Source organism: Frankia sp. AvcI1 (assembly GCF_001420875.1).
In the GTDB taxonomy this organism is placed as follows: Bacteria; Actinomycetota; Actinomycetes; order Frankiales; family Frankiaceae; genus Frankia; species Frankia alni.
The window spans coordinates 96,185-109,644 of record NZ_LJFZ01000028.1 but is presented as its reverse complement, the minus strand read 5'-3'; the positions used below and the strand labels follow the sequence as shown (position 1 = coordinate 109,644).

Annotated in this window: 13 protein-coding genes and 11 pseudogenes; 4 read left to right on the top strand and 20 right to left on the bottom strand. The window is 74.7% G+C overall.

Annotated features, from left to right (window positions below):
- Positions 1 to 74: 74 nt before the first annotated feature.
- The 12 genes and pseudogenes from UK94_RS74940 to UK94_RS34095 all read right to left on the bottom strand — a co-directional run bounded on the left by UK94_RS74940 (position 75) and on the right by UK94_RS34095 (position 7,125).
- On the bottom strand, positions 75 to 206 hold the full coding sequence (locus UK94_RS74940; RefSeq protein ID WP_268761596.1) for a hypothetical protein: 132 nt from the start codon (positions 204 to 206) through the stop codon (positions 75 to 77).
- Positions 207 to 656: 450 nt separating this feature from the next.
- Positions 657 to 949 (bottom strand): FHA domain-containing protein (locus UK94_RS64190; protein ID WP_235489602.1); only part of this gene is annotated, 293 nt, incomplete at its 3' end.
- Positions 950 to 1,006: 57 nt separating this feature from the next.
- Positions 1,007 to 1,456 (bottom strand): Rieske (2Fe-2S) protein, encoded by a 450-nt coding sequence (locus UK94_RS24415; protein ID WP_313949587.1) that lies wholly within the window; start codon positions 1,454 to 1,456, stop codon positions 1,007 to 1,009.
- 117 nt (positions 1,457 to 1,573) lie between these two features.
- Positions 1,574 to 2,146: a DUF6529 family protein gene (locus UK94_RS24410; protein WP_055751671.1), complete on the bottom strand. Its 573-nt coding sequence runs from the start codon at positions 2,144 to 2,146 to the stop codon at positions 1,574 to 1,576.
- A 130-nt stretch (positions 2,147 to 2,276) separates the two neighbouring features.
- A pseudogene (locus UK94_RS64185) lies at positions 2,277 to 3,738 on the bottom strand (ERAP1-like C-terminal domain-containing protein); the annotation flags it as partial.
- Position 3,739: 1 nt separating this feature from the next.
- A pseudogene (locus UK94_RS64180) lies at positions 3,740 to 3,795 on the bottom strand (hypothetical protein); the annotation flags it as partial.
- A 1-nt stretch (position 3,796) separates the two neighbouring features.
- Positions 3,797 to 3,844 (bottom strand): annotated as a pseudogene (locus UK94_RS64175) (hypothetical protein); the annotation flags it as partial.
- 1 nt (position 3,845) lies between these two features.
- Positions 3,846 to 4,019: pseudogene (locus UK94_RS64170) on the bottom strand (M1 family aminopeptidase); the annotation flags it as partial.
- A 1-nt stretch (position 4,020) separates the two neighbouring features.
- A partial coding sequence (locus tag UK94_RS64165) for a M1 family aminopeptidase (protein ID WP_268761595.1) occupies positions 4,021 to 4,886 on the bottom strand: 866 nt, incomplete at its 3' end.
- A gap of 57 nt (positions 4,887 to 4,943) precedes the next feature.
- Positions 4,944 to 5,420, bottom strand: a complete 477-nt coding sequence (locus tag UK94_RS24400) for a hypothetical protein (protein WP_041938952.1) — start codon at positions 5,418 to 5,420, stop codon at positions 4,944 to 4,946.
- A complete protein-coding gene (locus UK94_RS24395) occupies positions 5,413 to 5,790 on the bottom strand; it encodes a hypothetical protein (RefSeq protein ID WP_011602797.1) in 378 nt (125 codons plus the stop codon). The genes UK94_RS24400 and UK94_RS24395 overlap by 8 nt, the downstream gene beginning before the upstream one ends.
- Before the next feature lie 582 nt (positions 5,791 to 6,372).
- On the bottom strand, positions 6,373 to 7,125 hold the full coding sequence (locus UK94_RS34095) for a helix-turn-helix domain-containing protein (protein WP_011602799.1): 753 nt from the start codon (positions 7,123 to 7,125) through the stop codon (positions 6,373 to 6,375).
- A 58-nt stretch (positions 7,126 to 7,183) separates the two neighbouring features.
- Here UK94_RS34095 and UK94_RS24385 point away from each other — a divergent pair.
- From UK94_RS24385 to UK94_RS24380, 3 genes and pseudogenes are all read left to right on the top strand, one after another.
- A pseudogene (locus UK94_RS24385) lies at positions 7,184 to 7,889 on the top strand (TIGR03564 family F420-dependent LLM class oxidoreductase); the annotation flags it as partial.
- 39 nt (positions 7,890 to 7,928) lie between these two features.
- A pseudogene (locus UK94_RS64155) lies at positions 7,929 to 8,131 on the top strand (LLM class F420-dependent oxidoreductase); the annotation flags it as partial.
- Between the two features lie 140 nt (positions 8,132 to 8,271).
- A complete protein-coding gene (locus UK94_RS24380) occupies positions 8,272 to 9,138 on the top strand; it encodes an ABC transporter permease (protein ID WP_011602801.1) in 867 nt (288 codons plus the stop codon).
- A 94-nt stretch (positions 9,139 to 9,232) separates the two neighbouring features.
- Here the strand turns inward: UK94_RS24380 and UK94_RS64150 are convergent.
- The 3 genes and pseudogenes from UK94_RS64150 to UK94_RS64140 all read right to left on the bottom strand — a co-directional run.
- Positions 9,233 to 9,409 (bottom strand): annotated as a pseudogene (locus tag UK94_RS64150) (nitroreductase/quinone reductase family protein); the annotation flags it as partial.
- 1 nt (position 9,410) lies between these two features.
- Positions 9,411 to 9,495, bottom strand: a pseudogene (locus tag UK94_RS64145) (nitroreductase/quinone reductase family protein); the annotation flags it as partial.
- A 1-nt stretch (position 9,496) separates the two neighbouring features.
- Positions 9,497 to 9,673: nitroreductase/quinone reductase family protein (locus tag UK94_RS64140; RefSeq protein ID WP_235489630.1), on the bottom strand; the 177-nt coding region annotated here is incomplete at its 3' end.
- 66 nt (positions 9,674 to 9,739) lie between these two features.
- Here UK94_RS64140 and UK94_RS24370 point away from each other — a divergent pair.
- Positions 9,740 to 10,807 carry a winged helix DNA-binding domain-containing protein gene (locus UK94_RS24370; protein ID WP_011602803.1) on the top strand — a complete coding sequence of 356 codons (1,068 nt, stop codon included), beginning with the start codon at positions 9,740 to 9,742 and terminating at the stop codon, positions 10,805 to 10,807.
- Positions 10,808 to 10,837: 30 nt separating this feature from the next.
- Here the strand turns inward: UK94_RS24370 and UK94_RS24365 are convergent.
- The 5 genes and pseudogenes from UK94_RS24365 to UK94_RS64120 all read right to left on the bottom strand — a co-directional run.
- Positions 10,838 to 11,075, bottom strand: a pseudogene (locus UK94_RS24365) (zf-TFIIB domain containing protein); the annotation flags it as partial.
- A 37-nt stretch (positions 11,076 to 11,112) separates the two neighbouring features.
- Positions 11,113 to 11,170, bottom strand: a pseudogene (locus UK94_RS74935) (zf-TFIIB domain containing protein); the annotation flags it as partial.
- Positions 11,171 to 11,238: 68 nt separating this feature from the next.
- Complete coding sequence (locus tag UK94_RS64130) at positions 11,239 to 11,736, bottom strand: hypothetical protein (protein ID WP_235489598.1); 498 nt, start codon at positions 11,734 to 11,736, stop codon at positions 11,239 to 11,241.
- 829 nt (positions 11,737 to 12,565) lie between these two features.
- A pseudogene (locus UK94_RS64125) lies at positions 12,566 to 12,872 on the bottom strand (methyltransferase type 11); the annotation flags it as partial.
- A gap of 1 nt (position 12,873) precedes the next feature.
- Positions 12,874 to 13,408, bottom strand: a 535-nt coding sequence (locus UK94_RS64120) for a class I SAM-dependent methyltransferase (protein ID WP_235489595.1), incomplete at its 3' end; no start/stop codon positions are given.
- Positions 13,409 to 13,460: the final 52 nt, after the last annotated feature.

Genomic DNA, 13,460 nt, shown 5'->3' with positions numbered 1-13,460 from the left:
GCGCGTCGCTGATCATCCCTGGAGGGATCGCAACGCTATTTCCGCCTATTCTTGACCTACCGGCGGGTCGCTGATCATCCCTGGAGGGATTGCAACATCGCGAGCATGTTGACCAGCCCGACGTCGAGCAGGTCGCTGATCATCCCTGGAGCGATCGCAACGCCGGCGAACGGCGCCGGGCCCGACCCGCGCGAGTCGCTGATCATCCCTGGAGGGATCGCAACAAATCGTCACGCGGCGGAGACGACACCGCGCCGGGGTCGCTGATCATTCCAGGAGGGATCGCAATCTCGCTGGCCGGGCTGGAGGAATCTCACTTTCAGGTAAGCGCGAGCAGTGCTCCGAGGGCAAAACCGACCGCCCCGAGCCAGACGAGGGTCGGTAGCGCGTGCAGCCAGCGCGCGAGTGGTCGCGGTCCGGACCTCCCAGCAGCCCCGGCCGGCGGTCCAGGCTGGGCAGGCACCGAGTGTTGGGGCGTGAGTGCCTGGCCGGGCGGCGCGGGGGGACGGCCTGCTGCCGGCGCCCCCGGCGGCGGGGCTGCGGGGCGGGGGAGGATCGCGGATGGCGGTGGGGGGGTGGCCTGGCCGGCGAGGATCGTTTCCTGGTCGGCGAGGTCTGGGTCGGCGGGTGGGACGGGCGGCCGGGGTGCCGGGGGNGGGGGGATCAGGACGACGAGCGGGCCGTTGGCGGCGCCGAGGTGTACTCGAATCTCGCCGCCGACGAGGGGGACGCTGACCCTGCGGCTGCCGTCGACCCAGATGCCGTTGGAGCTGATATCGCGGGCGAGCCAGCCGTCGGCGCCGGGTTCGAGCCGCAGGTGGCGGCGGGAGACGCGGCCGTCGGCGAGGACGACGTCGCAGTCGCGGCCGCGGCCGACGACGTGCGCGCGGTCGGGCGGTAGGACGGTTTCGCCGGCCGGGGTGACGATCCGCAGCCCTGTCGGGTCCACTGCTTGTCCTCTCGAAACGGGCCGCCCGGTGGCGGGGCGGGTTGCCGACGGGGGCGGTCAGGCGGGGAAGACCTCGTCGCCGCGGACGGTCACCGCTACGCCGGGCAGGGGCGCCTTGGCCGGGCCGGCGACGGGTTGGCCGGTGCGGGTGTCGAACGCGCTGCCGTGGCAGGGGCAGCGGATCCGGCCCTTCGACACCGCGTTCACCGTGCAGCCCTGGTGGGTGCAGACGTTCGAGAAGCCCTGGACCGCGCCGGCGGCGTCCCTGGTCAGGACGATGCCGGCGTCGTCGAGGATGAGTCCGCCGTCCGCCGGCACGTCGCCGACCCGGGCCAGCGCCGCCTTGCCGCCCGAACCGCCCGAGCCCGAACCGCCCGAGCCCGCGCCCTTGCCGTCGGCGTCGTCGGCGCTCCCCGAGCCGCCGGAGCTGCCGGCGGCGGCCGGCGTCCGGCCGTGGTCGCCGGACCGGCCGGACGAGGACTTCGCCGCGTCACTGCTGTCTGCCACGACGTAGCCGACCGCCCCGGCGGCGACGGTCACGGCGATTCCCGGAACCACGGTCCNCCGGCTCGGCGCTTCCTGGGTCATCTTTTCTTCCTTGAAGTCGGGCCCGGGAGCGTCGGCTCAGACATGGGGAATTCCGGACTGGGTGAAGAACCACAGTGAGGCGCTCAACCACAGCACGACAAGTGACGCCAACACCGTGGAACCGAGCACCGGCAGCGCCCACCCGGGCAGGCCGCGCACCCGCAGGCCGAGCATTTTCGCCGCATAGGCGCCGTAGAAGAGGCAGCCGACCACGCTGTGCACCAGAACGCGGGCGTCGGTGTCGGTGAAACCGAGCGCCCAGATGCAGTGGAAGGCGACCGGCAGAGTAAGGACGAAGGCGGCCGTGCCGCTCCATCGATGCAGCGGAGCGGCCCAGGAGGGGGCCGGACCCGCGGCGGGCAGCCGGCCCCACATCCACAGTGCCGTGATGAGCTGGACGATCAGGAGAAGGGTGGCCGCCGTCGTCAGCCAGGCTTTCATCGGCAGCATTCCGGAAAAGCCGAGAGTGAACACGGGCCGGCCGGCCGGGTCGTGAACTTTCGCATACACGCCCATCGACACGGCGACGGCGGCGCCGAGCAGAAGAACGCCGGCCACCGGCACGCCCCGACCGGTCGACCTGTTGGGCGCCTGTGCGCCGACTGCCATGCCGCCCCCATCCCGCCGACCATTGTTTCTGCGGCAACTATGCCCGAAGGACTCGGTTCGCGCAGGCAAACGTCGGCGGGATGACAAATTCTTTGCGGACCATTCGGGTCCNCTTGTCGTGCCGGTCGGGTCAGGTGCGGGCGCGGACGGCGCGGCGGAGCTCGTCGGTCGCGTCGACGACGACCCGGCGCAGCACCGGGTCGAGGCCGCCCCGGTCGAGCAGGGCGTCGGCGTCCCGCAGCGTCCCGGCGGACACCGCGTACTGCGGGTAGGCGAAGGTGGCGATCTGGCGGGCGGCGTGCGGGGTGCGCCGCGCGCTCATCGCGGGCATCTGCTCGAAGTAGCGGGAGACGTACGCGGCGGTGAGGTCGTCCTGCTCGGGCTGCCAGAAGCCCTCGGCGGTCGCCCCGATCAGCCGCGCGGACACGCTGTCGTCAGCCACGATCATCTCCCAGGCGCGCGCCTTGGCCGCGGCGTCCGCGATGGCCGCGCGGGCCCGAGCCGCGTGTTCGGCGGCGCGGGCGCTGCGGTCGCGCCGGCCCTCCGCGGCGATCTCGGCCTCGCCGGCGCGGCCGAGCACGACCAGGCGGTGCAGCAGCGTCCAGCGCAGCTCGGGGTCGATGAGCAGCCCGGCGGGCACGTCGACCCCGGCGAGCCAGGCGGCGAGGGCGTCAACCTCGTCCGGTCCGCTGCATCCGATGACGCCGCGTGCGGCCGAGAGCTGGCGGCCGCTGCCCGGGGCGGCGTCCGCCAGCGCCCGCAGGCAGGCGGCGTGCAGCCGCGCGCCCGCGCCCGGCCGGGCCGACGGGGCGAGGTAGCGGGTGAGCGCGGTGGCGCGGGCGAAGCGCAGGGCGTCCTCGAAGACGGCGAGCTGGGTCTCCGACGGCAGGGCGGAGGCGGCGAGCGCCAGGTAGTCGGCCGCGGGCCACTGCGCATCGCGGGTCGCGTCGGCTGCCGCCGCCCAGATCACCGCGCGGGCCAGCGGATCGGCCACCCGGGGCAGCGCGGCCGGCAGGGCCGCCAGGTCCGCGGGCGTGAACCGCACCTTCGCGTAGGTCAGGTCGCCGTCGTTGACCAGCAGCAGCCGGCCGGCCGCGGTGCCGGTCAGCGCGGCGACCGCGGTGCGCCCGTCCGCCGCGGCCGGGTCGATGTCGACCTCGACCCGGCGCAGCAGCTCGATCGGCGCGGCGTCGGCGCCGTCCGCGTGACCGTCCGCGGGGCCGTAGATGCCGATGCCGAGGCGGTGCGGGCGCAGCGTCGGGTACGCCGCCGGCGCCGTCTGGACGACGGTGACCTGCTCGTAGCGGTCCTGGGCGTCGACGGTGACCTGCGGGCGCAGGGTGTTGACCTGCTCGCGGCGCAGCCACAGCTCCGCCCAGCCGGTGAGGTCGCGCCCGCTCGCCTCGGTCAGCGCGGCCAGCAGGTCGGCCAGGGTCGCGTTGCCGTAGGCGTTGCGGGTGAAGTAGGCGCGCAGCCCCGTCAGGAACGCCTCGTCGCCCACCCAGGCGACGAGCTGGCGCAGCACGGAGGCACCCTTGGCGTAGGAGATCCCGTCGAAGTTCAGCAGCGCGAGCGCGGTGTCGTCGACGTCCNCCGGCGCGACGGGATGCGTCGAGGGCCGCTGGTCGGCGGCGTAGCCCCAGCCCTTGNGGCCGACGGCGAAGCTGGTCCACGCCTCGGTGAACCGGGTCGCCTCGGNGGTCACCCGGTAGCCCATGTACTCGGCGAACGACTCGTTCAGCCACAGGTCGTCCCACCAGCGCATGGTGACCAGGTCGCCGAACCACATGTGCGCCATCTCGTGGGCGATCACGACGGCGCGCAGCTCGCGCTCGGTGTCGGTCACCGCCGAGCGGTAGACGAACTCGTCGCGNAACGTCACGCAGCCCGGGTTCTCCATCGCGCCGGCGTTGAACTCCGGCACGAACGCCTGGTCATAGGTGCCGAACGGGTAGCGGTCGGCGAACAGCTCGTGGTAGCGGTCGAGGCACGCCCGGGTGACGTCGAAGATCTCCGCGGCGTCGGCGTCCAGGTAGGGCGCGAGCGAGCGGCGGCAGACCAGCCCGAGCGGGATGCCGTCGTGATCGTCCTCGACGAGGTGGTACGGCCCGGCGACCACCGTCACGAAGTAGGTGGCCAGCGGCGGGGTCTCGGTGAACTCCCAGCGGCCCGCGGCGGTCTGCCGGCCCGCCCCGTTGGCCCGCACCACCCAGTCGGGGGGTGCCAGGACGGTCAGCCGGACCGGTGCCTTGAGGTCGGGCTGGTCGAAGCAGGCGAACATCCGCTGGGCGTCGTCGAGGAACGTCTGGGCGTACAGGTACACCTCGCCGTCCTCGGGATCGGTGAACCGGTGCAGGCCCTCGCCCGTGTTCGAGTAGCGCATCGTCGCCGTCACCGTGAGCTCGTTCGACCCGGCGAGGTCGGTGAGCGGGAGCCGGTTGCCGTCGAGCGTCGCCGGGTCCAGGACTCGGTCGTTGAGCCGCAGCAGATGCGCGGTCACCGGCTTGACCTCGGCGAACGTCGCCGGGCTGCCGTCGCTCGAAGTCGAGGTCGAGGTCGAGGTCGGGGTCGGGGTCGGAGCCGGGGTCGCCGCTGGTTCGCGCAGGCTGAAGCGCACCCTGGTCGTCGAGCCGAACTCCGTCGACGTGCGGGCCGCCGTCAGGTCCAGCTCGATGTCGTAGCCGTCGACGCGCAGCAGGTTCGCGCGCGTCACGGCCTCGTCCCGGGTGAGGGTGTGCATACCGCGAACCTACGAGATGGCCGGCCCGGGGGAACGGCGATCCCGCCGGACGTCGGCTCAGGGGTTGGCCGACTCCTGCGCCGGTCGACCCGCGGCCCGCGCCCGCGACGCGGATCCGCGCAGCCAGGTCAGGCCGAGAACGGGCAGGATGACCGGGATGAACAGGTAGCCGCTGCCGTAGTTCGACCAGACCGCCTGGTCGGGGAAGGCCGCCGAGTCCACGACGCTCGCGGTGCCCACGGCGAGCACGCCGGCCAGCTCGGTCGCGCAGGCGGCGACGGCGACCCGATGCCAGGACGCGCCGGGGCGGGCCAGCGCCACCGTCGCGACGACGTAGACCACGGCTGCGAACGCCGAGAGCAGGTAGGCCAGCCGGGCGTGGTCGAACTCGGTGGAGATCTGGACCGCCGACCGGGAGCAGGCGGCCACCGCGAAGATCGCGTAGACCGTGACGAGGATCCGCCCCGGCCCGCCCGCCGTCCGCGAGCCGCCGCGGCCACGCTCTGCCGGGCCCGCCGGCCTTGTCTCATCCACCTGTGCCTCCACCCGTGCTCTCCCAGACCTGACCGAGCCGGACGACGATGATGGCGACGGCGAGGCACGCGATGCCCAGCACCCCGCTGCCCCACCGGGACCGATCGCCCAGGGACCACCACACGCCCACGGGCAGCGCGACGACCGAGGCGATCAGGTACAGCACGAAGTTCACCGGCTGGTCGGCGTGCGAACCCCCCGCCACGACGACGATCGCGGCGATCACCTGGGCGATCAGGACGGCCTCGACCACCCCGGCCGCGGCCAGCAGCCCCACCCCGACGGCCCGGTCGCGCCAGGTCTGCAGCAGGCAGGCCACCCCGGCCACGAGCGCGCAGGCGATGGATGCGGCCGCCAGTCCGTCGATCATCGGCCGTGCCCCGGCCCGCCGTCCACCCGCATCCGTCCGCCCCTTCCGAGCTTGCCGCGCGTCCTGCCGCACGATCGTCCGCGCGCCTGTCTACGACGGATGGTAGAAGATTGCCGTCGAACCCGTCGGGCGGAACATCGTGCGTGGCGCCATGCCATGCCGCGCCGGGCCCGGCCCGGCTCAGCCCGGCGATCGTGCGGTTCCGCGGAACCGCGGTTCCGCGGAACCGCGCCGAGCCCGTCGCCCCCGCCCCCGGCCCCGGCCCTTGCCCCTGGCCCCTGGCCCCGGTGGTGCATGACCGCACGGATGACGGGAATACCGTCCGCTACCGACATCACATCGTGTCACAACCGTCACACCCCGGATGTCGGCGCGCGTCGGAGGTGGATTGACCGGGCGCTCTCGGCTTTGTCTCTGCGGATCGGTCGATCGCGGCTCTGCTGTCGCGGCCGGGAAATACCGCCATCCAGCTCGCGCTGTTCCGGGACATCGTCCGCCGTTTCCTGAGCCGGGTGAACGGTGGCCACGGGGTTCCGTGATCGTGCCTTCTGTCCGGTGAGAGGTGAAATCCGGGGAAGCGGNTCAACCCGGCGGACGGGGATGATCAAGGACGTAGCAGCGGATGGCGGCGATGAACCCGTCCCGTACATCGGTGACGAGCGCGGCCGGCAGGGCAGGCCAGGCCGACCCGTCCGGGACACGGCCCAGCAGCGTGCATTCGGTGACGACGGACCCCTCTCCGGCGACATGCAGCCGAGCGTCGCCGGCGATCACCCGCAACCCCGCCTCGCGCAGATCCCGCAGCCGGTCGGCGATCTCGTCGCGTCCGCGCAGCAGACGCGGGAGCGGGCCGGCCGGATCGGCGAGGGGGAATTCCACGACCGCGTCCCGGGCGAACAGTGCCGCGAGCTCGACCCAGCGACCGCCGCCGGCTCCGGCCAGTATCCGTTCGACCGCTTCCTGACCGGTCATGGTGGTGCCCTGAGTGCCCTGGGTGCCCTGGGTGCCCTGGGTGCCCTGGGTGGCGTGGGTGCTGGCGCCCTGGTTGGTGAGGGCGTCGAGCAGGCCGGGGAAGCGGGCGTCGACGTCGGCGGCGCGCAGCCGCATGCGCCGCTGCCGGCCCTCGACGGTCGTCGAGGTCAGGCCGGCCTCGCGCAGGACCCGCCAGTGGTTCGACAGCGTCGACTTCGGGATGTCCAGGCCCGCCGGGGCGCAGGTGACGTCGGACTGGGTGCGCAGGCGTCGGACGATCTCCAGCCGGACCGGGTCGCCGAGCGCGTGCAGGATCACCGCGAGGTCGAGATCCGCGGTGGCCGGGTGGGGCAGGCGTCGCACGGCGCCAGCATACGACGGACAGTTTGATAGTTCGGAAATATCGAACTATCTTTCCGGCATGATCCCCATCGGTCTCGTTCTCGAACCGCCCGCTCCCGACGTTCCCAACGCCGTCGACGACCTCGTCGCGCGGGCCCGGTGGGCGGCCGGCACCGGCCTGGCGTCGCTGTGGCTGGGGCAGGGGTACGGTCTCGACGCGCTGACCGCGCTCGCCCTGCTCGGCCGGGAGATCCCCGAGACCGCGCTGGGCACCGCGGTGACGATCATCCCTGGACGGCATCCGATCGCATTGTCCAGCCAGGCTCGGACGACGCAGGCGGCGACCGGCGGGCGGCTGCGGCTCGGCCTCGGCAGCGGGCACCGCGCGTCCGTGGAACAGCGCTACGGGCTGCCGTTCGACCGCCCGGCGCTGCGGCTGCGGGAGTACCTGGCGGCGCTGCTCCCGCTGCTGCGCGAGGGCGCCGCCGACGTCCGCGGCGAGACCGTCACCGCGGTCACCGGCGGCGTGGACGCGCGGGTGGCCGGGGCCGCGCCGCCGCCGGTCCTGGTCGCCGCGCTCGGCCCCGCCATGCTGCGCGTCGCCGGCGAGGTGGCGGACGGCACGGTGACCTGGCTGGCGGGGGCGCGGACCGTCGGCGAGTACATCGTCCCGGCGATCACCGACGCCGCCGCGGGCCGGGCCGCTCCCGAGGTCGCCGTGGGCCTGCCCGTCTGTGTCACCGACCATCCGGACGAGGTGCGCGAGCGTGCGGCCGGGGCGCTGGNGCTGTTCGACTCCATCCCCTCCTACCGGGCGGTACTGNACCGGGAGGGGGTCGTCACCGCGGCGGAGGTGGCGATCATCGGCGACGAACGGCAGGTCGAGCGGGAACTCGGCCGGCTCGCCGCCGCTGGAGCGACCCACCTCCTGGCCAACCTGCAGATCGCCGGTGCAGCGGAGCGGGCCCGCACGGTCGAGCTGCTCGGCGCGCTCTCGCAACCCAGGGCCGCGAACCCGCACCGGTAGCGGCCGGGTGCGAGGGCGCGGGAAGCGCAGGCGGCCCCGCCCCGGTTCGGCTGGATGCGCGGAAGCGGGTCGGCCGGTGCGGTAGCGTCGGCGTCCCGTTTGGGCAGGGGGCGACGGCCGAGGACCGGAATCGGGGCGGCGTGGATGTCGGAGCGAACCTGCGGCTCGTCGTGGGCCTCGCGTTGCTGCTCGCCGCGGCGGTCGCCTGCCTGACCTGGGCGCGGGTGCCGCGGCGCCGGGACGTGCTGACCGCGTCGGCCCGCGCGGTGGCCCAGCTCGCGCTCATCGGCCTCGCGTTGCGGGGGGTGTTCGCCGCGCCGGCGGCCGCGGCCGCCGTGCTCGCCGTCATGCTGGCGGCGGCGGTGGGGACCGCGTCGCGCCGGCTGGTCGGCTTCCCGGCGATCGTCCGCCGGGTCGGCGTGTCCTGCCTGCTGGGCGCGACGGTCGCCCTGGGACTGGTCTTCGCCGCCGGGGCGGTGGAGGCGACCGTGCGCAACCTCGTCGCCCTTGCCGGCAGCGTGGTCGGCGGGACGATGACGGCCTGCACGCTGACCGGGCGCCGGCTCGCCGACGGGTTGCGCCGCCGCCGTGACGAGGTGGAGGCGTGGCTGGCGCTCGGCGCGACGCCGCGGCGGGCCGTCGCCGACATCGCCCGCGAGAGCGTCGCCGAGGCACTCGTCCCGCCGCTCGACCAGACCCGCACCGTCGGGCTCGTCTCGCTGCCCGGGACGTTCGTCGGCGCGCTGCTCGGCGGCGCCTCCCCGGCCGCCGCCGCCCGCTTCCAGGTGATCATCCTGGTGGCCATGCTGACCGCGCAGAGCATCGCGGCGGTGTCGTTGTCCTACCTGCTCGGCGCGCCGACGCAGCTTCCGCCGACGGCGCCGGAACCGACCCCGCGGCGCTCGACTGGCAGGCCGAGCAGGCTGGGCGGGCTGGGGCGGAGGGGCACGCGCCTGTCCCGTCGATTCCGCCGGCCGGACGCGCCTCGACGAGGACGGCTGCCGTGACGGGCAGATGGCCTGACGGACGGATGGCCTGACGGACGGCTGGCCTGACGGACGGCTACCGTGGCCCGCGGGCGCGCCGGCCGGCGGGCGCGGGTCAGTCCGCGGTGGGCTCCAGCACGAAGACCGGGATCTCGCGCTCGGTCTTGCGCTGGTACTCGGCGTAGTTCGGGAAGGCGGCGACGGCGCGCTCCCACCACTGCGCCTTCTCGTCACCCGTGACCTCGCGGGCGACGTAGTCGCGCCGGACCGGGCCGTCCTGGAGCTCGACGTGNGGGTCGCTGAGGATGTTGAAGTACCAGACGGGGTGCTTGGGCGCGCCGCCGAGGGAGGCGACCGCCGCATAGGCGCCCTCGTGCTNGACCCGCATCAGCGGCGTCTTGCGGATCTTGCCGGACTTCGCGCCGCGGGTGGTCAGGACGATGACGGGCAGGCCCTGCAAGGAGGTGCCCCGGGTACCGCCGGAGCTCTCGATCTCCTCGACCTGGTCACGGACCCACTGCGCGGGACTTGGCTCGTACTCTCCGGTGAGTGGCATGCGTACCAGTCAACACCACCGGGTACTGACCGGCCGGGCGGACAGGCCGGCTGGCAGGCTGGACGGATGACCGGCGCACACACCACGGACGGCGGCGAGCTCGCCGCGGCCCGGCTGGCTGCTCAGGGGTTGGCGGGGACGCCGGCGCGGGACCCCGTCGACGTCGTCGGACGCCTGCTCGCCGTCCAGGCTCAGGATCCCCGCGGCCTGCGGCTGGCGATCCGGTCCCGGACCCGTGGGTTACACGCCGCCGACGTCCACCGGGCCCTGACCGACGACCGGTCGCTCGTCGTGACCTGGCTCAACCGCGGCACCCTGCACCTCGTCCGGGCCGAGGACTACTGGTGGCTGCGGGAGCTGACCGCGCCGACCATGGCCGCGCAGATCCGTCGCCGGCTGGCGCAGGAGGGCGTCTCGTCGGACGCCGCGGAGCGGGGCGTGTCCCGGATCGAACGCGCGCTGACCGACGACGGCCCCCTGTCACGCGACGAGCTTCGGAAACGGGTCGAGGCGGCCGGGGTTCCGACGGCCGGGCAGGCCATGATCTACCTGCTCATCGTCGCGGCGACGCGGGGCCTCGTGGTGCGCGGCCCCGTCGTCGGCACCGAGCAGAACTACGTGCTGGTCCGCGACTGGCTCGGCGCGCCGCCGCGGGAGTTCGACCGGGACGCCGCCCTCGCCGAGCTGGCCCGCCGCTACCTCGCCGGGCACGGCCCGGCCGACGATCGCGACCTGTCCCGCTGGGCGGGCCTGCCGCTGCGGGACGCCCGCCGCGGTCTCGCCGCCGTGGCCGACCTGGTGACGCGTGCGGACGGCCGGCTCGACCTGCCCCGAGGCGACGGGCCGGCGCCGGGCCTGCCGGCGCCACGCCTGCTCGGCCCGTTCGACCCGGTGCTGCACGGCTGGGACCGGCGGGACTGGTTGGGCGCGGCCGGGCGGGCCGTCACCGTCAACGGCATCTTCCGCCCGGTGATCCTCGTCGACGGTCGGGCGGCGGGAACCTGGTCGATGCCCGCCAGCCGCGTCGAGCTCGCGCCGTTCACCGACCCGCCGGACTGGGGGCCGGCGGTGGCGGAGGCGCTGCGCGCGGAGGCCGCGGACGTCCGGCGCTTCCTGGCGTCCCGCCCCGACTGAGCCCGGCGGGGCGGAGCTGGGGGAGGACGCTCAGGAGGAGAACAGCATCCGGGCGAAGCCGCCGTGCTTGTGGTGGCCGTGACCGTGGCCGCCATGGCCGCCGTGACCCCACGCCGGCTGGGCGTATCCGGGCTGGGCGTAGCCGGGCTGGGCGAAGTGGCCGGGCTGCGCGTACGGCCCCGGCGCGGGCGGCGGGGGAGGCGCGGGCTGGGACCACTGCGCCTCCAGCCGGGTGAGCGCCTCCAGCTCGCCGTAGTCCAGGAAGATGNCGCGGCAGCCGTCGCACTGCTCGATCTGGATGCCGNTGCGGTTGTAGGTCCGCATCATCGCGTGGCACTTGGGACACTGCAGCGTGTAGCTCACGGGGCGCAACCTGCCGTTCGATGCGGGAGACATCCGACGTCGCCGGTAGCGTACCGACCGGCGTCAGATCATCCGCTGCACAGTCGGGATGGCGACGCGTCGCCAGCCGTCCCCGCGATGCGCGCGCAGGCGTCGACGAAGGCCAGTGCGACCTCGTCCAGCCCGTCCTCCCGGTCGGCGTCGGGGCGGCCCGCGTCGGCGCGGGCGATGGCGGCGCGGGCGGTGTCGGCGCGGGCGGTGTCGGGGTGGGCCGCGTCGAGGTGGGCCGCGTCGAGGTGAGCGGCGACGGCGGTGGCGGCGTACTCGACCGTGAGGGCACGCGCGGGCAGGTCGAGCGCCGCCCAGGGATCGTCGCGGTTCGTCACCGCCGGGCCGCCGCACGCGGCGTAGGCGTCGAGGAAGCGTGCCCAGATCTCCACCGGCAGCAGGCCGGTCGCGAACCAGGCCGCGGGCCGGGCCAGGTCCCAGGCCGGATCCCCGAGACCGAGGTCGTCCACGTCGATGATCCGCCAGCCGGCCGCGGGCAGGGCGACAAGCTGCCCGAAGTGCCAGTCACCGTGGATCACCGTGGTGGGCCGCCCGGCCCGGATCGCGGCCGGCGGCGACGCGGGCGGGGACAGCGGCGTTGCTGAGGTGGGCGCGGGCGATGCGGTCGGCGCGGGCCGTGCGGTGGGCGGTGTGGTGGACGGGAGCGGTGCGGCGTGCGGGAGNGGTGCGGCGTGCGGGGGTGGCGCGGTCGACGGGGGCGGTGGTGGTGAGGGTTCGGTCAGCGTGGTCCAGGCGGCGAGGACGGGATCGACCAGCGGGTGACCGGCGTGGCCGCGCAGTCGGCCGACCCGGTCGGTGAGCCGGCGCAGCACGGTGGCCGGCGGCAGCTCGGTCAGGTCCGCCGGGCTCACNGGGACGCGGTGCAGCCGGGCCAGCAACGCCGCGGCCTGCTCCCAGGGGGCGACGTCGGCGTCCTCCGTCCCCAGGTTCACCCCGGCCGGCCAGGCACTGACCTGGTGCGCGCCGACTCGGGCCGCGTAGGTCCCCGGCACAGGCGCCAGCTCCAGCGGAGTGAGCAGCACGGGGCGCAGGTCGGGCCGGGCGGCGAAGCGCAGCCGGGCAGCGAGATGCTCCGGATCGGCGGTGTCGGCGTGTGCCTTGAGAATCACCTCGCCGCAGCGCACGATCAGCCTGTCGTCGCGCCGCGACACCACGGCGGGCGGGCCGCCGGCCTGGTCCGGGCGCAGCCGGCCGGCGAGCCGCGCCATGCCCGCCAGCAGCGCGGCCTCCGCGACGTCCGGCCCGGTCTGCGCAGGCCCAGCCACGTCCGGCCCGGCCTGCGCTGGACCGGTTTCCGCCGCGTCGGGCACGCCTGGGTGGGTCGCCTGCGGGTCGGTCACCGCGGGCTCAGCGGGCGGGTTTGCGCAGGCGCCAGATGCACTCGGACGGCCAGCGCCGGGCCCACGCCTCGTCCCCCCGCTCGGGCTGCTCGGGCTGCGTGGCCCGCTCCCGGGTCGACCCGCCCGCGGCCTCCACGTCGTACACCTGCTGCCCGCCGCGGCCGTCGTGGGCCGGCGGGCGCGGCTCCAGCAGGTCCTCGATGACGAGGCCGCAGTCCCGGAACAGCCTGATCCACGCGCCGTAGGGCAGGTTCGCGCTGACCAGGCCGTCCGCCTCGGGCAGCAGGCGCAGGGCGAAGTAGTCCCGGGTCAGGNGGGTGCCGGGGGTGTCCCGGCCCGGCCGCACGGTGATCTCGTAGATCGGGCTGACGTGGCTGAAGGCCAGCAGGCCACCCGGGCGCAGCACCCGCGCCGCCTCCGGCATCGCCCGCAGCGGGTCGGCGAAGCAGAACGCGCCGTGATCGGCGAAGACGATGTCGAACGACTCGTCGGCGAAGGGCACCGACTCGGCGCTCGCCTGTACCAGCGGGAAGGTCAGCCCGGTGTCCGCGGCGAGCTTGCGGCTGTGCAGGAGCTGCCGCTCCGACAGGTCGAGCCCGACCGCGCGGGCGCCCCGGCGGACCAGCGCCGTCGACCACTGCCCCCCGCCACACCCCATCTCCAGCACGTCCCGCCCGGCGACCTCGCCCAGCACCCCCAGGCTGGACTCCGGGATCGCCCACAACCCCCAGGAGATGTCGCCGGTGAACGCCTGTCGGCGGATCTGCGGGGCGTTCAGACGCTGGTAGTCGTCGGAGATCTCGTTCCACCGAGCCCGGTTGGTGCGTACGTGGGCGTCGCCGTCGATCATCCTGGCCTCGTCCTTCTCCCGGCGGACGCGGCCAGGCGTTCCACCCGCGCCG